Consider the following 19,714-nt stretch of genomic DNA (forward strand, 5'->3'; position numbering starts at 1 on the left):
GCGTGCGCGCCCGAATGCTCCAACGGCGGCGCGCATGGTCCGGAAAGGAGATCAAGGAGCAAGGGAGGGCGAACCTGCGTGAGACAATACCGAAACCTGTCAGCGGCGATTGTCGCTACGCTTCTCTTGGGAGTCATCTGGGGCTGTCCCGGACGCGTGCTGAGCGCTGAGGAGCCGCTCTACGTGGCCCTCATCTGGCACAACCACCAACCTTTCTACAAGAACCCCGCGACCGGCGAGTACATGCTGCCGTGGGTGAGGATGCACGCTGTCAAAGACTACTACGACATGGTCTCAATCCTCAAAGAGTACCCAGGTGTCCATTGCACGTTCAATCTGGTGCCGTCCCTCATTCTCCAGCTCGATGAGTGCTCTCAAGGCGCGAAAGACGTGTGGCAGGCCATCTCCGAGAAGCCGGCTTCAGAACTTACCCGTGAGGAGAGAGAGTTCATCCTACGGAGATTCTTCGACGCAAACTGGGAGAGGATCATCAAGAGGCATCCGCGATACTGGCAGCTCTTACAAGAGCGCGGAGAGGCGGTGACCGACGCGAGCATCTCCCGGGCCCTCCAGACGTTCACGGATCAAGACTACAGGGATCTTCAGGTCTGGTTCAACCTCGCTTGGCTCGATCCCGACTTCAAAGAGGGCGATCCTCTGATGAAGGCGTTGATTGACAAGGGCCAGGGTTTCACGGAGGAAGATAAGCGCCGGGTGCTCGAGAAGCACGTTCAGATCATGAGACAGGTAATCCCGCTGTACCGGTCCATGCAGGACTCCGGCCACATCGAGGTCACTACCACCCCGTTCTACCATCCCATCATGCCGCTCTTGTACAACGTGGAGCTTGCCCGCGTGGCCAGTCCGAAGCTGAACCTGCCCAGCCGGGCGTTCGCGCATGTAGAGGATGTCGAGTCTCAGCTAGATATGGCTGTGCGGTTCTACGAGGACCATTTCGGACGCAAACCGCGCGGACTGTGGCCTTCCGAGCAGGCCGTGGGACAAGACATCGTGGGGCTCGTCAGCGACGCGGGCTTTCAGTGGATGGTGTCTAGCGAGGGAGTGCTCGCGAGGTCTCTCGGGGTGAGCCTCCGTGACGGCTCGGGAAACGTCGTCAGGCCTGACCTCTTGTACAAGCCGTACATAGTCAAAGATGAGGGCAGGTCCGTTGTCGTGCTCTTCCGCGACATCGTGCTCTCGGACAAGATAGGGTTCAGCTACTCCGGCATGAACGGTGCCGCCGCAGCCCTCGACTTCATGAATTACCTGCGTAAAGTGAAGCGAGACCTTGCAGGGACGCCAGGGCCGCACGTGGTGACGGTGGCGCTCGATGGCGAGAACTGCTGGGAGTACTACGATAATGATGGGAAGGAATTCCTACATTCCCTGTACAAGATGCTGAGCGCGGATCCCGGTTTCAAGGCCGTGACGGTTGAAGAGTACCTGAAAGTTCACCCCGCCAAGGACAGAATCCCGGTCCTGCACACGGGCTCCTGGATTTCCGACAATCTGGAGACCTGGGTGGGTGAGGCCGAAGAGAACAAGGCATGGGATTACCTGGCGAGAGCGCGCGATGTCCTCGCGGCGTACACGTCGGAGAACGCCGGGAACGAGGCGGCGCAGGGGGCCGTCGCCCTCGCGTGGGACGAGCTCTACGCCGCGGAGGGGAGCGACTGGTTCTGGTGGTACGGTGACGACCAGGACTCCGGCAACGACGCCGCGTTCGACGAGCTCTTCAGGACCCACCTCCAGAACGTGTACTCAGCTATCGGGCAGGCGATTCCGGCTTACCTGTACATGCCCATAATCCCGAAAGAGGCGGCCAAGCCCGACGTCCAGATGACCGGCTTTGCGAAGGTAACTCCTGACGGCAAGATAGATCCGGGCGAGTGGGCGCCTGCGGCCATGTACTTCAAGACTGAGGCGGCTCCCATGCCAGGCGGCGGAGGGGAGATGATCCTCAGAGCCCTCTGGGTAGGGGTGGATGCGGAAAGCCTCTACCTGCGCTTCGATATGAGGAGCAGCTTCAAGGATTTCCTGGGCACCGACGCCACGCTGGCCGCTTACCTTTCGAACCCCAGGCGTGCGGAGGCGAACAGCGTTCCGAGGTTAAGCGGCCAGGGAAGCGCCGCGACCGCTCTCGGGTTCGCGCCCGGTGCCGAGGTGCTCGTGAGTTTCAAGGACCTCGCAAGCCCGGGCCCCGCGAAGGCACGCCTCGCGTTCGCTGGCGGCGACGAGACGTGGGTTGACGTGAAAGAGCTCCCCGGCGCAGCCGCCGACCGCACCATTGAGCTAAAGGTCCCGTTCGCTGATGTGGGGCTCCGGCCTGGGGATGCTGTGAGCCTCGCGGTGGTGGCTTCCAAGAACGGCAGGAACGTGGACATGCTACCGCTCGGGGGACCCGCCGAGGCGAGGATGCCCGAAATCATCGCCGGCGAGACTCTTTTCAAATGGGACGACCCCGCCGGCGACGACCACGGCCCGGGCAGCTACACGTACCCTCTGAACGCTGCCTTCAAGCCCGGAGTCTTCGACATGCTGTCCTTTGAGGTCCTCAAGACGGGAGACGAGGTCGTGTTCCAGGTGAGGCTCGCCGGAGACATCACGAACCCTTGGAACTCGCCTGTGGGCGTGTCCCTCCAGACCATCGACGTGTATATCGACACCGACCGCAAAGCTGGGTCGGGAAAGATCGAGGGGCTTGGTGGAAGGCACGTGACCTTCGCGCCAGAGTCGGCGTGGGAGTACGCCATCTGGGTCGAAGGCTGGAACCAGAGGATATTTGCGGCAGACGGCAAAGAGGTCCAGGCGGGCGTGAGAGTGAGCCAGGACCCGGTCAATAAGATCATCTCCATCCGGATCCCTGGTGCTGCTCTGGGCGAACCGCAGCCAACCTGGGGCTACCAGGTCTTCATCCTGAGCCAGGAGGGTTATCCGGCGCCCGGGAACCTGCGGGTGAGGGAAGTCCTGTCCACGGCTCAAGAGTGGCGCTTGGGCGGAGGAGACGATTCCGAGATAGACCCGAACGTCATCGATCTACTGGCTCCTCCCGGAAAGACCCAGGAGGAGATCCTCGGAGCTTACGACGTGGGCGCGGGCAGGCTCGCGGAAGTCCCGATGGTGTATGGAGGCAGGTGACCATCGCAGGCGAGTGAAGAGGCGTGTTCTCTGGTAGCTGCGCGAAGGCGGGGCCGGCCATCCCCGACCCAGCAGGCGGTCGGTGGCGGCCCCAGCCTTGCGCGGAGCGTGTCCGTTGGGATATCATCGGTGGTGTCGAGCGGTGATGTCCGGCGCGGGATACATCACAGGTCAACGTCACGGGTTCTGAGGAGGCGACCATGGAAGCGTTTCGCGAGAACGAGGCTTGTGCGCGCGTGGGGTTGCGAGGGTCTAGGAATGGCGTTGGGGAGGACGCCCGAGTCTTGACCATAGCGGGAGCGGGAGAGGGAGACGGAGAGGGACTTGCGCTGGTGGGAGCATGGCACGGGCAGGAGACCCCGTATGTGGAACGTCCCGACGAGAACACGGTCGCCATCAGGTTCAGGGTGAAGTCGGACGATGTAAGCGGCGTCTTCTTGGAAGTGCGAGGGGGGTCTTGCTCGGGACGCCGCCAAGTCGTGGCTATGGATCCGTATGCTGTCCAGGGCGGATTCACTCAGTATCGCGCCGAGGTCGCCGCCTCGGGAGGCCTGCTTTCCTACAGGTTCCTCCTGCAGCTGGACGGCGCAGCGGCCTCCACTTTCGGCGCGGCCCGAACGGCGTGGCACGTGCTGACAGGGGAGCGCGAGAGCGGGTCGACAGACTCAACAGGATGGCACACGCTGGATGTCTCGCGTCTTCGTGTGTTCAAGACGCCTGGGTGGGTGCGCGACGCCGTGTTCTATCAGATTTTCCCGGATAGATTCGCGAACGGGGACCCGGCCAACGATCCCGTCGGCACTCGGCCTTGGGGGGAGGCTCCCACTCGCGACAACTTCTTCGGCGGCGACTTCCAGGGGATCATCGACAAGATCCCTTACCTTAGGGCTCTAGGGATCACGGCCGTGTGGCTGAACCCGGTGTTCGAGTCCGTGTCGAACCACAAGTACGACACCGCGGACTACCTGCGGGTGGATAGAGCCTTCGGAGACCTCGCCAAGTTTCGAGAGCTTGTTGCGAAGCTTCACGCGTCCGGGATCAGGGTGATACTGGATGGCGTGTTCAACCATACCGGCGACGAGTTCTGGGCTTTCCAGGACATAGTGGCGAGAGGTTCTGCATCGCCCTACCTCAACTGGTACTACGTTCACGATCTGCCGGTAAGACGCCATCCAAGACCTAATTACGAGGCGTGGTGGGGATTCGCGGACCTTCCCAAGCTCAATATGGATAATCCGGAGGTTCGCAGGTACATACTCAACGTGGCCACCTTTTGGATGGAGGAGGTCGGCATCGACGGGTGGCGCCTGGACGTTCCAAACGAGGTGGATCACTCGTTTTGGAAGGTCTTCCGCGATCATGTGAAGAGAGTGAATCCCGATGCGTACATAGTGGGTGAGATCTGGCGTGATGGCTCGCCATGGCTCAAGGGAGACGAGTTCGACGCGGTGATGAACTACGTGTTCCGTGATGCTGTGCTCGACTTCTTCGCAAGGGGCAGGACATCCGCGTCTGAACTCGCGGATAGCCTGGAGAAGCTGAAAGCGGAGTACCCCGAGCAGGCCAGCGCGGCCTTGCTCAACCTCCTCGGGAGCCACGACACGGAGCGCGTCCTCACGGCGTTCGAGGGCGACAGACAGCGGATGATCCCTGCGGTCGTGTTCCAGATGACCTTCCCAGGGGCGCCTATGGTATATTACGGAGACGAGGTAGGGATGGCCGGCGAGAAAGACCCCGGATGCCGAGGGACCATGATCTGGGACGAGCACCTCCAAGATCGCGAGTTGTTCGGGATCTATCGCAGACTCATCCACCTTCGGCGCCGGAGCGCAGCCTTGAGACGAGGGGACATGCGATGGCTTCTCGTGGACGATCCTTCGAGGACTCTAGCTTTCATGCGGAGATCCGAGGACGAGGTCGCGGTGATAGTCGTGTGCGCGGACGAAAGACAAGTCACGCTCGATCTGAATCTCGGGGCGGTGCACGGCTGGCGCGAGTGGAGGCATCCGGAATGCGCCGGCATGGCGAGGGAGTACGGCGTCCGCGCGCTCTCTGACGCGCTGACGGGGCGCGTGTACCCGGTGGTAGACGGCAGGGTGAGGCTGGAATGCGTCGGCCGGCACCAGGCTGTCGTCCTGACTTCGGGACCATGCGGGGTAGAGGCGGGTTGAGCGTCGGGAGGGAGGTAGCGCTGTGTTGGGGGGGCGGGGGCGGGTCATATCGACCCCAGGGCGGCAGGACTGCGAGGACGTAGTTGCTTCGGAAGGCGCGATGCCCACACAGTTCTCTGTTGCCTTTTAATGGCAAGAGGCGTTGCCTCTTGACAAGGCGTACTCCACATGCTAGATTATGAATTAACATACACATCCTGGCGAGAATGGCCTGCGCAGGCGAAGAAAGCACAGGATGCTGCAGGCGACAGCGGAAGAGCTCTCTAAAAGCGATGACGGGGAAGAGTAGGCCGGACGCGCCTCCCTAGAGAGCTGGGGGCGGTGGAATCCCGGTGGGGCAAGCCGGCTGAACCACACCCTTGAGCGCGGACCGAAACCGCTGCGGCAACGAAGGTGGGCCGGGGTCCAGTTACCCCTCTCACCACGGCAGTTCGGGAGTAGGCTCCGACGGGTCTCGCCCGTTAGTGCGAGGAGGTATAAGCCCATGGCTTGCGGCACGCTTGCTGTGCCTTCACCAACCGCGGTCGAGCCGTGAGTCGCCTCAAGACTCAAGATTCGAGTCGTGAGCGCGTAAGACGTTCGGCGACAGACGGACAGAAGGCGACAGACTCGGGGCGTGGTGGGAGCGCGACGCGCGACGCTGGGGCCGTGCAGAGCCGGGCCGTACCGGAGAATGAGCGGGTCGCGGCGCTACGCCGCGACCAATGAGGGTGGGACCACGGGAGATCACCTCTCGTCCCTTGCGGGACGGGAGGTGTTTTTTTGCGCGAAAGCCGGAGGAGATGAGGAGAGAACCCCTAACAGGAATCGAGAAGAAGCTGTGCTGAGAAGACAGACGAAAGAAAATCGAGGAGGTAACCAGGATGAACGCAAAGAGACTCGGCGAAATAGTGTTGCTCGCGCTGATCACTGCCATGATGATCGTCGGAGGAGTCGCGGCTGCCGCGACAGATGACTCTCTTGCCAAGGTCAAGGCCGCGGGCGTGCTCAGGATCGGTGTGGACGACGCGTTTCCGCCAATGGAATACCGCGACGAGAAAGGCAAACTGATCGGGTTCGACGTTGATCTGGCAGACGAGATCGGGCGCCGGATCGGAGTTGCCATCGAATGGGTGCCTACGGCATGGGACGGAGTGATTCTCGCCCTCCAGTCCGGCAAGTTTGACATCATCCTCTCCTCAATGACCATCACCGAGGAACGGGCGAAGATGATCGACTTCAGCCCGCCGTACATTCAGGGAGCGCAGATCGTCGTCGTCAGGGAGAAAGATGACTCGATAAAGAGCCTGCCTGACCTCGCCGGCAAGGTCGTGGGCAGCCAGCTCGGAAGCACGGGAGAGGTTGCCGCGAGGAAGATCTCAGGCATAAAGGAGCTCAAACTATACGGTCAGTTCACCGAGGCGCTTACCGACCTCGCCATAGGCAGGGTTCAGGCGGTGGTGCTGGACGAGTTCGTCGGGCGCTACTACGTGACCAGGAGGCCTGGAGTCTACCGGGTGCTTGGCGAGCGACTGTCGGAGGAAGAGCTGGGCATCGCCTTCCGCAAGGGAGATCAGTCCCTTCGTGACGCTGTATGCGCGGCGCTCGAAGCCATCAAGGCGGACGGAACGTACGCCGCCATCTCGAAGAAATGGTTCGGCGTCGACGTCTCCAAGCGTTGAGCGTATCAGCGGGTCCCTGATCTTTGACCAGCGCGACGGTCGCCGGCGGCGTGCTCGTTGAGGCAGCTTCCCGCCGGCGGCCCGGCGTGCCGCGTGCGCCGTACTCGCTGTTCTCCCCTGGAGCTCGAGGCTGATAGACGCGCGCGAGCGCAGCGAGCGTCTCGGCGGCGAACGAGGACCTCAAATCGCCCTGGCGCGTGACCGACCGTTCAATGCGACTGAGGCTGGATTGAGACAACGACCGGCCAAAGAGCCGAGCAGCGGCCTCAGGTGAGGAAACGCGAATAGGCAACGCCGGTAGAGCGAAAGCCGGCAAGGAGCGAGCCTGACATGGATGTTGTGCTCATGGTGCAGCTTGTGCCGATCCTGGTGAGAGGCGCCGCGATGACGATGGAGCTCACCTGTCTAGCGGTGGTGTTAGGGACGGCGCTCGGCCTTCCGATAGCCTTGGCGCGGCTATCAAGGCATCCACTCCTGCGCGCACCGGCGTCGATGTATACATGGTGGATGAGAGGAACGCCGTTGCTCATGCAGCTTTTCCTCATCTACTACGGTCTGCCGCAGGTGGGGATCACACTGGACCCGTTTCCCGCAGCGGCGGCCGGAATGACGCTGAACGCCGCGGCATACATCGCCGAGATCCTGCGCGGGGGCATACTGTCAATCGATAGAGGCCAGATGGAAGCGGCGAGATCTCTGGGGATGAGCTACCTCCAAGCGATGAGATGGGTGATCCTGCCCCAGGCCGTTCCAAGGCTCATCCCGCCCATGGGCAATGAGGTCATCGCTCGCCTCAAAGACTCATCGCTCGTGTCGACGATAGCCATGGTGGATCTCATGCGCGCGGCACAGCAGATGATAGCCACGACTTTCCGGCCGCTGGAGATCTTCTTCGCAGCAGGGGTGTTCTATCTCGTCATGACGACCGCATTTACCATTGTGTTCGGGTCTTGGGAAAAGCGGATCGCCGAAAGGGGTGAAAGGGGCAAGAGCAGGGAGCCGGTGATGGCTAGGCTTCGCCGGGGGCTCGCCGGACTTGCAAGCGTGCGTGGGTTATGGTAACATAAGAATCGACACGCGAAGCGCTCCGAGTGCCCGCTTGATGTTAGGTTCGTGTGAGGTCTTAATGCGCCTGTAGCTCAGGGGATAGAGCAACTGCCTTCTAAGCAGTGGGCCGCAGGTTCGATTCCTGCCAGGCGCGCCATCGTTTTTTGATGTCGTTCGCTTAGAGACGGGCGATCTGCGACCCCGGGCTTGCCCGGGGTCGCGGTTTTCACATGGGCGAGAGCGCGAGAGCGGATGAGCCGTGAGCGGAGCGGCGGGCGTTTCGGACGCACGGTGCCCGGTGCGGGACTCAGCGGACTCAAGGATAATGGTGGCTTCCAGGGAGGTGCCGGCCTTGCAAAGGGGCTTTTCCGAGGAGGAGTCTTCCATGATCCTCGTCGGGATCGTGTTCGTGCTCTTTACGTGCATCGTCGCGCTTCATGCGGCCGCGTACCTCCCTCTCTTCGCCGCGTTGCTTGCGTGCGTGTGTCTTGCGCTGCAGCGCGGGTTCTCACTCAGGGCCGTGGCTCACATGGCTTGGGACGGGATCGGGAAGGCGGTCGTGCCCATCGAGATGCTGTCGCTCATCGGTGTTCTCATGGGCCTGTGGCGCCTCAATGGGACGGCCGCGACGGTCGCGGCGTACGGCAGCGCCCTCATCAGTCCTCGTCATCTCGCTCTGAGTGCTTTCGTTCTGTGCGCAGTGGTGTCCATGGCCGTCGGGACGGCAAACGGCGCCGCGAGCATCATCGGGCTTCCCCTCATGATGGCGGGGCATGCTCGTCACTTCCCGCAAGGGCTCCTGGCGGGTGCCATCATTTCAGGGGTCTACCTTGGTGATCGGTCATCGCTGGTCTCAAGCGTCTTGCACATGGCGTCTCGCCTCACCGGGACGAGCGCATCGACTCTCTTTCGGCGACTTCTCGTGACCCTTGCTCCCGCACTGGTTGCGTCGGCCTTCTTGTACTCGGTCACGACTCCCCCCGTCACGCCTGACGCCGCGTTCCACGTCGCGTCTCGAGTCGCCTCCCGTGCGGAAAAGGGGAGCATTGAGGGAGAACTTGATCTCGCCGGCGTCGCCGGAGGTATCGCTGAGATGACCGCCCCCGAGTCCGCACCGGCCCCGGACCCACCTCTCGTCCCGGACCTCCATCGCGGGGACGGTTCCTTGTCCCCGGCTCTCCTGCTGGTGCCCGGCTTCATGCTTGTCATGGCTGTGTTCGGGGTGCACATCCTCGCAAATCTTGCGCTGAATGTCGTTCTGGCCGTAGTGGTCGCCCAGGTCGCGCGGCACGCTCCGCCGGACGAGATCGTTCGCGCAGCCCTGTTCGGCTGTCGAGCAATGGGCGGTCCGTCAGCCGCCCCCGTGGCCGCCGGAGGAGGGTTCGTGTCAATGATCGGTGTGTTGCTCGTGCTCATTTCCTCGACCGCTTTGTCGGGAGTACTCTTAGGCACCAGGATCTTCGACGCCGCCCTTGGACGATGGCTGTCGCGGCTCGCCTGTCCGCGCAAGGTACTCCTTGCCACGATGGGTTTCAGCGTCGCCACGGGAATGGTTGCCGCCAACCAAGCGCTCTCTGTGGTCCTTCCGTGCACGCTTCTCAAACGTGTGTACCAGGAGAGGAGGATGTCAGGGCTCGCGCTTGCGCACGCGGTGTCAGACTCCGGTGTAATAGCCGCGCCCCTGGTGCCGTGGAGCGTCGCCGCCCTGGGACCAGCCGCCATCCTTGGAGTGACGCCCGGAGCCTATATCCCGTACGCCTTCTTCTGTTGGCTACTTCCCGTGGCGTTCGCCGTGTGGGCGCTATCGAGGCCTGCGAGTTGCGCGAAGTGTGGGGAGTCTGGCCAAGGTTTTCACGGGGATGCAGCCAGAGAAGGAAACAGTGTATAATAGGCATGGACTGTCGCGCTTTTCCATAGGATCCGGTCGACGGGTCCGGTTCCCGCTACATCGATGACGGATTGGGGTTGATAGGATGCCGCGGCCTCCCAAGTGCAGGAGAGTGGAGTTCTTGCCGCAGGTGACCGTGTTCAAGCCAGCGGGCGTGCCCATGCGTGGGATCCCGGAGGAAGTCCTCTCCGTGGAAGAGCTGGAGGCCGTTCGCCTGAAGGATCTGGAAGGCCTTGAGCAGGAGGAATGCGCGGAGAGGATGCAAGTCTCGCGTCCCACGTTCCAGAGGGTGCTCGTTTCAGCCAGACAGAAGATCGCGAGGGCACTCGTTGTGGGAGAGGCCATTCGTGTCGAAGGCGGCAACTACCGCCTCGCGGTGCGCAAGTTCCAGTGCCGAGCGTGCGGACACGAGTTCGAAGCGCCGTTCGGGACGGGCGAGAGGGGCGTGGACATGACTTGCCCCAAGTGCGGCGCCGCCGAGGTGCATCGAACCGACCAGAACGGCCACGGATTCGGCAACATGCCCTGGGGGCGTCACGGGCGGGGATGGAACCGGGAGTGATAGAGAGACGGACGATCCACCGATCCACCGACGCGCCTGCGCATCGGTGACTCCAAAAGTCGCCCAACGTCATGGTGACGCGACCTTGCGGAGCGGACGGCTTGCGCTCGCTTGGAAGGCAGACGGCACAGCAAGGGGGATGCGGTATGAACCAGACCCACCAGGTCCTTGATCTTTCAGATGTACGAAGGCGCGCGAAGGAGAGAATGGGCGGGATCTGCCGGGTGTGCCGGGTGTGCGATGGGAGGGTCTGCGCGGGTGAGGTCCCGGGCATGGGTGGGATAGGAACGGGCGCGGGCTTCATTCGCAACGCCGACGCCCTTGCCGAAGTCAAGCTGAACATGCGGGTCTTGCATGAAGCCGGTGAGCCGGATCTGAGGACTACCTTGTTCGGGCTGGATCTCGAGATGCCGGTTCTCGGGGCGGCCGTGGCGGGCGTCAAGGTAAACTTCCGGGAGCTTCTAAGCGAGGCCGATCTTGCCCATGCGATGGTGTTTGGCTGTCTCGACGCGGGCGTCATTTCCATGACCGGAGATGGCGGCCACCCCGAGGTGTTCGCGTCGGGGGTCGAGGCGGTTCGCGAGGCGGGCGGACGCGGGATTCCCATAATCAAGCCGGGACCGAACGCCGACATCATTCGCAAGTTCAGAGCGGCCGAGGAAGCAGGGGCGCCCGCGGTTGGAGTGGACGTGGATGCGGCCGGCCTTGTGAACATGAGGCTTCTGGGCGCTCCCGTGGGACCCAAGTCCCCGGAGGACGTTCGCGAGCTGGTGCGATCCACTTCGCTGCCGGTGATCTTGAAGGGGATCATGACGCCGGACGAAGCTGAGATCGCCGCTGAGTGTCAAGCCGCGGCGATCGTCGTGTCAAACCACGGTGGGCGTGCGCTTGACCACACTCCTGGAGTGGCGGAGGTCCTTCCCGAGATCGCGCAGCGAGTCAAAGGTAGGGTCGTCGTCTTGGCTGACGGCGCCGTGCGAACAGGCACAGACGTCCTCAAGTATCTTGCCCTGGGAGCGGACGCGGTCCTGGTGGGGCGGCCGCTCGCCATCGGCGCGTTCGGCGGCGGCCGCGACGGAGTAGCCCGCGTGCTCGCGACCATCAGAGACGAGCTTCGCGTGGCCATGATCCTTACCGGGAGCCGCACGGTGCGGGACATCGGCCCACGGGTTCTCTGGCGTTGACAGGGGACGATGCGTGATGACCATCAAGTGATCTCCACTATATCCCCCTCGGATGGGCCCAGCTTGAGCCTGAGGACACCCTCCTCAAGTCGAACGGGGGCGTTTCGGCGCCAGGACCAGGCCCGTTGTGCGGCGCCTCCAGGGACGATGACGGAGACCGTGTGCACGTGTGGCTCGTGATTGGCTAACACTATCACCCGCCGTGCGCCCGACGAGAACTCCCTCGTCTCGACGGCCGGATTCGCCTCCGCTTGCATGCCCTTAATGCCCGCGAGCTTCCCAACGAACGAGTAAACTTCGTGGTACGGCTGGCAGCCATGTTCGAACGCGTAGGGAGTCATCGCCAGACAAAACTCGAACGGGATGGTCACGAGGACGGCGTGGCCTTGTCCGTACTCGTTCACGAGCAAGCTGGAGCTCATACCTTTCGCGGAGCGTGCTGATACGCTCAGGTGTCTCTTGACGTGGAGGGGAGAGATCGGACTCGGGAGTGGTCCCGACAGCGGGCTCTCCCGGCCCGGGACGTGCAGGGACCAGGCGTCGCCCTGAGGAACGCTCGAGCAGACGATGTCGACCCCGAACAACTCCTCAAACCCATCCACGGCGAGGCCATCGTACGAACAGTACAACGTCCCGCCGGCCTCCACAAACGCCCTGAGAGCCTGAAAGTCAGTCACGTTCAGCGTGCGGCCTGACGAATGATCAGAGTCGACCGCCGGCGCGAGGGGGCTTGTCTCGTCTCCCAGTAGCGTGAGGCTTTGCCTGCCACCGCTTTGGCGGTAAAATCATAGTGGGACGGGAGCTGTGCTAGAGTGTGCATTAGACAGATCGGTGCGGAGCGGGAACGAGAAGCTTGCGCGATGGGGTGGGTAGAGTGATAATCAGCGCGAGCCGCAGGACGGACATGCCGAAGTTCTTTGCTGAGTGGTTCATGGACCGTATCCGGTCGGGATCGTGCAGGTATTCCAATCCGTTCAACCCTAGCCAAGTTCTCGAGGTGTCCCTGCGCCCCGAGGATGTCGACGTGATCGTGTTTTGGAGCAAGGACCCAGAGCCTATGATCGGGCACTTGCGCGAACTCGAACGTATGGGATTTCGATACTACTTCCACTTCACTTTGAACGGGTACCCGGCGTTCCTCGAACCCGGTGTCCCGCCTATCGAGCAGGTTGTTGCGACGTTCCGACGACTCTCAGACGCGGTCTCCCCGGATAGAGTGATATGGCGTTACGACCCGATAGTCCTCACCAGCGTGACAGATGTCTCATATCACAAGCGCCGGTTCGCAGAGCTCGCGAGGGCTCTGGATGGCTGGACGAAGCGCGTGGTCATAAGCCTACTCGACGACTATCCGTCATCGAGAGCCCGCCTCGAGCATCTGGTCGACCACGGAATACGTGTCGAGCGGCCGCGCAGCGCGGGCGACCCGGTCACGGCGGACCTCCTCGCGACCATCGCGCAGCTTGCTGCAGGCTCGGGCATGGAGATCTCGGCGTGCGCCGAGGCGTGGGATCTCGAAGCCCTCGGGATCAGGCGCGGGAAATGCATCGACGACGAGTACATCGCTCGCGTCTTTGGCGTGCGCGTGCCGTCGAGGAAGGATCCTGGACAGCGTGCTGAATGCAGGTGCGTCGTGAGCAGGGATATCGGCGTGTACGGCACGTGCCGACATGGTTGTCTGTATTGCTACGCTTCCGGTCACAAGGCTGCACCTGCCGCCGCCCTTCGCCATTTTCATTGACTGCCCACTTCGGGCAGCGTATAGTATTGGTGAAAGGGGGGAGACGAGCGTGGACGGCGACCCAGGTAGTACCGGGCTACGCTGCCTCCGGTGCTCGAGTCGGCGGACCACGGCGGTTCTCGGCGTGCAGCCTTTACCCATGCCTCGCTAGGGAGACGTAATGGCGCTTTGAGCTGCCGGTGTGCGGCCTTGCGTGCTCAAGGTGTGTTCTCACTCGCGTGCGAGGGCTGTTGCGTGGGAACGCCGGGGCCTGTGCGGGGTCTTTGAGGCCTTGTCCGCGACGGGGTATCGGAGAGGCCATGGCCCGACGGGACGAAACCGGTCGTTCCTTTCGTGTGTACGCCCTCAAGAGCCCTACGGGTTCGATTGACGACGCGACTTGCGCACCACTGAGAGCACGCGTGGGACACGCGGCAGGCTGCGGACGGGACTTGCGGCAAGCACTGCGCTTCAACTAGGCCGCACCCTTCCCGGCACCAAACTGCAGGCCGCACCGTGCTAGCGGGGAGGGGTTTCCGTGATAACGGCATACAAAACGGTCGGAGACGACCTCGTCAAGACAGATGCCATAGGCGAAAAAGGGACCTGGGTAAACCTACTGAACCCTACAGAAGAGGAGATCCTCAGAGTCCACCGCGAGCTGAGCATCGTCCTGGATTTCCTGAGGGCGCCACTCGATGAGGAAGAGAGGCCGCGTATAGAGTCAGACGAAGGGCAAGTGATGGTTCTCATCAACGTCCCCATAGTCCATGGAAACGGCGACCCGGTCTTGTATGACACCATCCCAGTGGGAGTGATCATCGCCGAGGACAACGTGGTCACCGTATGCCTTCAGGATAACCCCATCCTTGCCGAACTGGCTGGCGGGAGGCCGAAGACGCTATACACTTTCAAGAAGACCCGGTTCCTGCTGCAGGTTCTCTTCAAGACAGCAGGGCTCTACTTGAAGTACCTGCGTCAGATCGACAAGCAAACCGCCGAGATCGAAGAGCGGCTTCACCGCTCGATGAAGAACGAAGAGCTGATAAAGCTGCTCAACTTGGAGAAGAGCCTCGTGTACTTCACGACCTCCCTCAAGTCCAACGAGATCGTAATGGAGAAGCTCCTCAGGCTATATCTCGTGAAGACAGACCCCGCTTCCCATGCGCCGACCCGGGTGCTCAGGGCGTATCCTGAAGACGAGGACCTGCTGGAGGACGTCATAACCGAGAACAAGCAGGCCATCGAGATGGGGGACATATACACGAGCATTTTGACGGGCATGATGGACGCGTTCGCGTCGATGATATCCAACAACCTCAACATAGTGATGAAGTTCCTGACGTCCGTGACGATAGTCCTCTCCATTCCGACCATAGTGGCGAGTTTCTACGGGATGAACGTATCTCTTCCGTTCCAGAGGTCTCCATACGCGTTTCTCGGCACAATGGCCGTTTCGGCGCTTGCGAGCCTGTCAGCAGTGATCATGCTCGCAAGGAGGAGGATGTTCTGAAACCTTTCCTCAAGTCATGCGAGTCGTGGAATGGTCCCGGGATCGTTCCTAAGCCGAACAGGGACCGTGTCAACGGCGTTTCGTGGTTTTTTGTTATGGATCTGTGAAAAGTCTCAGATTTGTGATATCATGTTAGCAATAGAATTCTGATGGAACCGCGCTCATAGTTTGGAAAAACGGTGCGAGACGCAAGGGCGTTGCGTCGAGGGCGGGGGTTCAGGCGAATGCGTTCCGCAAGGCCGACGCAGGGATAGGCGCATCCTCGGGACAGCAGGGGGTGGGGAATAGAAGTGAGTCAGGCCCGAGGTTCGGCACGTGAGTCAACGGTTGAACCTTCTGGAGATGTACGCGCAATTGTCTGGATGAAGGTGGAGGGGCTGCTTCGCGGGCGCCGTGAGGCGGCCCTAGCGTTGGCGCTGATGCTCGCGACCGCATGCTTGCTCCCGCATGAGCTTGCGTTCGGACTCAGCGTGCTTGCGGTGCTGGTGGGGTGCGTCCACGGGGGCGTGAGAGGCGGTCTCGCGTTTGCGGGGGTAGCGGCCGCACGAGCGGGTGCATTCGGAATAATCCGGCTTCATGAGCTTCCTGCGACGTTTCTGGTGGAAGCGGCTTTGTTGGGGCTGGTCGCCACGGCGTTCGGGAGCCTGGTTGACGTTGCAGGCGGACGGACTACGCAGCGCGTCGGTGATGCTGACGAACGCCACGCGTATGAAGCCCTCGTCAACCTCATGCAGGAAGGGATGGTCCTGGTAGACCTCAAGGAGAACATCCTATTCGCAAACAACGCCTTCGCTCAGATGTTGGGGTACGACAGCGGCGATCTGGTTGGGAGGAGTCTGTCGGAGCTGACCTCTCCCGAGCAGTTCAGGGTGTACCGTGAGAAGACGAAGTGGCGCAAGAAGGGTCGCTCGGACAGGTATGAGTCCAAGATGTTCAGAAAGAACGGCGAAATAGTGGACGTGCTGGTCTCGGCGACACCCTTTGTGGCGTCGGACGGTACGGTGAAGGGCACTATCGGGGTCTTCTGGGACATCACCGACCGCAAGAGGGAAGAAGAACAACTCAAGTACTTGAGCATGCACGACGGGCTCACGGGCGTGTACAACCGCTCGCACTTCGAGCGCGAGATGAGACGGCTCGACGCCGAGCGTTACCTGCCTGTTTCGATGATAGTCTGCGACGTGGATGATCTCAAGGGAGTGAACGACGCACATGGTCACTCGGCCGGCGACGCCCTCCTCAAACGCGCGGCGGAGATCGTGAGAGGGGCCGTGCGCTCTTCAGACATCGTCGCGAGGATCGGCGGGGATGAGTTTGCCGTGCTCCTTCCCAATACCAGCGCGAACGCTGCCAAGGCTATCCGCGAGCGAATAAGGCAACACGCGGCGATGGCAGCTGACCTCTTGAGCAGCTTCTCTCTCGGCGTGGCCACGAGGGAAACCATGGACGTGAGCATGGCCCAGCTGTTCAAGAGCGCAGACGACGCCATGTACAGCGCAAAGCCGCGTTCCACGCACGCCTGGGCGACGTGAGGTGCAAAGCAGCGCCGGGTGCCGGGCGCCGGGTGCCGGGCGCCGGGTGTGGGCCTTCGCGGTGGTGTGGCGCTCGCGGCGCTGCGCGTCAACCTTGTGACCAGCCTTCTTCGCAACGGGTCGCGCGCCCGGTGTCTGTCGCACGGCCGTCGCAGGCCAACCCGTCCCATGGCGTTCGCGGATGCGGCTTTGTTATTGGTAGCTTGCGGCTCGAGTCTCGGTCCGTCTCTCAGTCCATCGTGGACGCGATGTACACTAGCTGCTTTATGCCCGCGTAGATGGGTTCTATCTCGGAGCATTCATTCACCGAGTGCCCGTTCTGGCTTTTCGTGACGCCGACCGCCACCGAGTAGATGCCTTTGGCTATCGACGCGTTAGAGTCGCAAGCCCCCGCGTCGCTGAACCCGGGCTCCGCCACGCCCACCGCTTTGAGTGCTTCGGCGGCGACTCTAGTGAGCTTGTGGTCCTTTGCGCCAGGGAGCAAACCCGCCGGGATTATGGTGAGCGGTTCGAGGGATACCTCAGCGCCTGTCGCCTTCGCCTGGTCCTTTATCGCGGCGTGAACTTGGTCCCTGAGTTTCGCGAGCTCCGTCGCTGATTGAGACCTCATGTCCACGGTGAACCAGGTCTCGGCGGCTATGGCGTTGGGCACGGTTCCGCCCCCGAGGGTGCCGACGTTCATGTAGCATCTGGGATCGGCGTTGAGGGGGATCTCATACAGCTTCGAGATGGCCGCGGCGAGCGATCTCGCACCGCTCGGCTTGCCCGTGCTCGAAAGCGTGTGACCGCCGGGCACCTTCAGCGTGGCCTTGTACCACTCGATGCCGAGCGCCCCATACGTGACTCCTCCGAATCCACCGTCCACGGCGACCACGTAGTCCGGTGTCATCCCGCTGTTCTCGAGGAAGTATCTCATGCCGTTCAGCCCTATCTCTTCCTCAACCGTGGCGAGGAAGATCACCCGGCACTTCGGGACGATTCCCGCGGCCTTGATCGCCTTCGCGGTGTATAGGAGCCCCACGACGGACGAAGTATTGTCACCCGAGCCCGGGGCGAAGATCTTACCCTCTTTCACCTCGGGGTTTATCGGGGTGTCCTTGGAGAACACCGTGTCCATGTGGGCAGCGAAGACGAGGATCGGTCCACTCGAGGGAACGGGATACGCGCCCCACACGTTCCCGGCATCGTCCGAGCCTATGTCGACAAGGCCGATCTCCTGCATTCTGGCCTTTACCCAGGCCGCCCGTTCGTCCTCCTGCCTTGACGGAGCGGGGATCCTTATCAGAGCAAGCCAGTCCTGGAGGATCGCTTCCTTTTGGGAGTCAACGTACGCGAACGCATCGTCAAGCGGACTTGCGGCGAGCGCGGCGCCCACCGCCGTCGTTACGAGAACCAGGACCCCGACAAGTGCCCATAGTGCGCGAGATCTGCTACTCAACCTACTCATCTCCTTGTCTTCTCCTTTCCTGAGCGCTCCTCTGCCCGGCACCCGGTGTACCTCCTGCTCCGAGTCAGGCTCGTCTTGCTCATCTCCCCTACTCACCAAGCCGTCCGGAGCGGCACACACCCATCCACGCTCTGTTTTCCTACTACTATACTGAGGCGTGGATACTGTGTCAATTGTATCTTGAGCTGACGTGAGCTGGATCTTCAGGATGCCTCCGGCCCCAGAGCGTCTCCGGCCCCAGAGCGGGGAGGGCCGTTGGGTCTCGCGCAAACGTTCAGCGTCACGACGCTTCTGGTGTTGCGCTGCCCCGAGGAGGAGCCGGTCTTCAGAAGAGGGTGTGTGTCGAGCAACGCCCTCACGCGGCGTGCCCGTGCTCGTGCCGGTGCCGGAGGACTCTTCCCGGAGTCGCGCCGGTGTGTTCGCCGCGCTCTATTACGGGTGTTCCCGCCACGAAGACCCAGTCAATTCCCGTGGGATAGCGGTGAGGATCGTCGTACGTGGCCGTGTCGGCCACCTTGTCAGGATCGAATACCACGAGATCCGCGACCATGCCCGGACGGATGATCCCTCGGTCGAGGATTCCGAGGCGCTGTGCAGGGAGGGAGGTCATCTTTCGGACGGCTTCTTCCAGCGTGAGGACGCCTCGTTCCCTCACGTATCGAGCCAGTACCCTGGGGAACGTTCCGTAGCTCCTCGGATGGGGCTTTCCCTTGCCCAAAGGACCATACGGTGCCCGCACCGACGCGTCGCTGCCGATCGAGGAGGCAGGCCAGGCCAGCACGTATTCCACGTCTTCCTCGCACATGCCAAACCTCACGGTCTGCACTGCGGCCGACTCGTCCACGATTAGGTCAAGAGCTGCGGTGAATGGGTCCTTCCCTGTCATCTCCGCGATCTCCACGAGGTTCTTCCCCTCGAACCGCTTGTTGCGGTCCCTCGTGCAAGACGCGATGACTGTCTTGTCCCAACCGCGCTTCGCGCCCTCCTCTTCCTCCACCTGTCGGCGGATGCCCTCACGCACGGCTGTGTCCTTGAGCCGCGCCATGGCCGCCTCCAGCCCCCCATCGAATATCCACTGGGGCAGGATGACGGCAAGGCCCGTGGACGACGCTGTATACGGGTAGACATCACAAGCGACATCCACTCCGCGCGCTCTCGCCTTGCTCATGAGTTCTATGGTCATCCGGACCTTGCCCCAGTTCTGGACTCCGCCTGCCTTGTGATGGGATACCTGCACCGGTACCCGCGCTCTCTCGCCTATGGCGATGGCTTCCTCCACGGCTTCCACGACCCTGTCTTCCTCGTAGCGTATGTGACTTGCGTACATGCCCCCCGCGCTGGCGGAGACCTGCGCGAGCTCGACCAACTCATCCATGGACGCGTAGCACGACGGGGGATAGATGAGGCCGGTGGACAGGCCCCACGCGCCCTCCGCCAAAGCGCCGGACAAGAGCGACTTCATGCGCTCCATTTCTTCCCGCGACGGCGCGCGGTCCACACATCCCATGACCGCACGCCTGATCGTTCCGTGGCCGACGAGCGATGCGACGTTCACAGCTGTGCCACACTTCTCGATGGCACGAAGGTACTCGCCGAAGGACCTCCAGCTCAAGTCAAGCCCCGCTTCCCCAAGGTCCCGCCTTACGTCGGCGAGCGCCTCTCCTTCCAGCGGCGCGAGCGAGTAGCCGCAGTTGCCGACCACCTCACAAGTCACGCCCTGCCGGACCTTGCTCTCGGCGCGGGGGTTCAAGAGGATCGTGTCGTCGGAGTGGGAGTGGATGTCGATGAACCCCGGCGCGACGACCCGCCCATCGGCGCGTATCTCTCTGGTGCCTCGCGGCACATCGAGGC

At 62.2% G+C, this 19,714-nt stretch carries 13 protein-coding genes and 1 tRNA gene; 11 read left to right on the forward strand and 3 right to left on the reverse strand.

The genetic code is table 11. The features are described 5' to 3' along the window. Positions 1 to 78 precede the first annotated feature (78 nt). The 8 genes from NUW12_00965 (at position 79) to NUW12_01000 (ending at position 11,651) form a co-directional block, all read left to right on the forward strand. A complete protein-coding gene (locus NUW12_00965; GenBank protein MCR4401344.1) occupies positions 79 to 3,138 on the forward strand; it encodes a glycoside hydrolase family 57 in 3,060 nt (1,019 codons plus the stop codon). A gap of 200 nt (positions 3,139 to 3,338) precedes the next feature. After that, positions 3,339 to 5,309 (forward strand): glycoside hydrolase family 13 protein, encoded by a 1,971-nt coding sequence (locus NUW12_00970; GenBank protein MCR4401345.1) that lies wholly within the window; start codon positions 3,339 to 3,341, stop codon positions 5,307 to 5,309. A gap of 863 nt (positions 5,310 to 6,172) precedes the next feature. Next, complete coding sequence (locus tag NUW12_00975) at positions 6,173 to 6,970, forward strand: basic amino acid ABC transporter substrate-binding protein (GenBank protein ID MCR4401346.1); 798 nt, start codon at positions 6,173 to 6,175, stop codon at positions 6,968 to 6,970. 330 nt (positions 6,971 to 7,300) lie between these two features. Next, complete coding sequence (locus tag NUW12_00980; GenBank protein MCR4401347.1) at positions 7,301 to 8,032, forward strand: amino acid ABC transporter permease; 732 nt, start codon at positions 7,301 to 7,303, stop codon at positions 8,030 to 8,032. A 66-nt stretch (positions 8,033 to 8,098) separates the two neighbouring features. Beyond that, a tRNA-Arg gene (locus NUW12_00985) sits at positions 8,099 to 8,174 on the forward strand. Positions 8,175 to 8,402: 228 nt separating this feature from the next. Then, positions 8,403 to 9,905: a hypothetical protein gene (locus NUW12_00990; protein ID MCR4401348.1), complete on the forward strand. Its 1,503-nt coding sequence runs from the start codon at positions 8,403 to 8,405 to the stop codon at positions 9,903 to 9,905. A gap of 85 nt (positions 9,906 to 9,990) precedes the next feature. After that, positions 9,991 to 10,467: a DUF134 domain-containing protein gene (locus NUW12_00995; protein MCR4401349.1), complete on the forward strand. Its 477-nt coding sequence runs from the start codon at positions 9,991 to 9,993 to the stop codon at positions 10,465 to 10,467. A 146-nt stretch (positions 10,468 to 10,613) separates the two neighbouring features. After that, positions 10,614 to 11,651, forward strand: coding sequence for an alpha-hydroxy-acid oxidizing protein (locus NUW12_01000; GenBank protein MCR4401350.1), 1,038 nt, complete (start codon positions 10,614 to 10,616; stop codon positions 11,649 to 11,651). Between the two features lie 23 nt (positions 11,652 to 11,674). Here NUW12_01000 and NUW12_01005 read toward each other — a convergent pair whose 3' ends face one another. Beyond that, the gene (locus NUW12_01005; GenBank protein MCR4401351.1) at positions 11,675 to 12,328 is read right to left on the reverse strand and encodes a hypothetical protein; all 654 of its coding nucleotides are present in this window, start codon (positions 12,326 to 12,328) and stop codon (positions 11,675 to 11,677) included. 188 nt (positions 12,329 to 12,516) lie between these two features. Here NUW12_01005 and NUW12_01010 point away from each other — a divergent pair, with 188 nt between their 5' ends. The 3 genes from NUW12_01010 to NUW12_01020 all read left to right on the forward strand — a co-directional run bounded on the left by NUW12_01010 (position 12,517) and on the right by NUW12_01020 (position 16,416). Continuing rightward, complete coding sequence (locus NUW12_01010; protein MCR4401352.1) at positions 12,517 to 13,392, forward strand: DUF1848 domain-containing protein; 876 nt, start codon at positions 12,517 to 12,519, stop codon at positions 13,390 to 13,392. A 517-nt stretch (positions 13,393 to 13,909) separates the two neighbouring features. Next, positions 13,910 to 14,884, forward strand: coding sequence for a magnesium transporter CorA family protein (locus NUW12_01015; protein ID MCR4401353.1), 975 nt, complete (start codon positions 13,910 to 13,912; stop codon positions 14,882 to 14,884). Between the two features lie 419 nt (positions 14,885 to 15,303). Further along, positions 15,304 to 16,416: a diguanylate cyclase gene (locus NUW12_01020; protein ID MCR4401354.1), complete on the forward strand. Its 1,113-nt coding sequence runs from the start codon at positions 15,304 to 15,306 to the stop codon at positions 16,414 to 16,416. Between the two features lie 229 nt (positions 16,417 to 16,645). On the opposite strand, the gene NUW12_01025 is transcribed toward NUW12_01020, so the two are convergent. Both NUW12_01025 and NUW12_01030 read right to left on the reverse strand, forming a co-directional pair. Then, complete coding sequence (locus NUW12_01025) at positions 16,646 to 17,905, reverse strand: M20/M25/M40 family metallo-hydrolase (protein MCR4401355.1); 1,260 nt, start codon at positions 17,903 to 17,905, stop codon at positions 16,646 to 16,648. 313 nt (positions 17,906 to 18,218) lie between these two features. Continuing rightward, positions 18,219 to 19,706: a D-aminoacylase gene (locus NUW12_01030; protein ID MCR4401356.1), complete on the reverse strand. Its 1,488-nt coding sequence runs from the start codon at positions 19,704 to 19,706 to the stop codon at positions 18,219 to 18,221. Positions 19,707 to 19,714 lie beyond the last annotated feature (8 nt).

The organism is Bacillota bacterium (assembly GCA_024653485.1).
GTDB lineage: Bacteria > Bacillota > SHA-98 > UBA4971 > UBA4971 > UBA6256.

Excerpts from the sequence above, each read along its gene's own strand:
- NUW12_00970 (MCR4401345.1), top strand. The coding sequence starts at position 3,339 with ATGGAAGCGTTTCGCGAGAACGAGGCTTGTGCGCGCGTGGGGTTGCGA.
- NUW12_00975 (MCR4401346.1), top strand. The coding sequence starts at position 6,173 with ATGAACGCAAAGAGACTCGGCGAAATAGTGTTGCTCGCGCTGATCACT.
- NUW12_00980 (MCR4401347.1), top strand. The coding sequence starts at position 7,301 with ATGGATGTTGTGCTCATGGTGCAGCTTGTGCCGATCCTGGTGAGAGGC.
- NUW12_00990 (MCR4401348.1), top strand. The coding sequence starts at position 8,403 with ATGATCCTCGTCGGGATCGTGTTCGTGCTCTTTACGTGCATCGTCGCG.
- NUW12_00995 (MCR4401349.1), top strand. The coding sequence starts at position 9,991 with ATGCCGCGGCCTCCCAAGTGCAGGAGAGTGGAGTTCTTGCCGCAGGTG.
- NUW12_01000 (MCR4401350.1), top strand. The coding sequence starts at position 10,614 with ATGAACCAGACCCACCAGGTCCTTGATCTTTCAGATGTACGAAGGCGC.
- NUW12_01020 (MCR4401354.1), top strand. The coding sequence starts at position 15,304 with ATGCTCGCGACCGCATGCTTGCTCCCGCATGAGCTTGCGTTCGGACTC.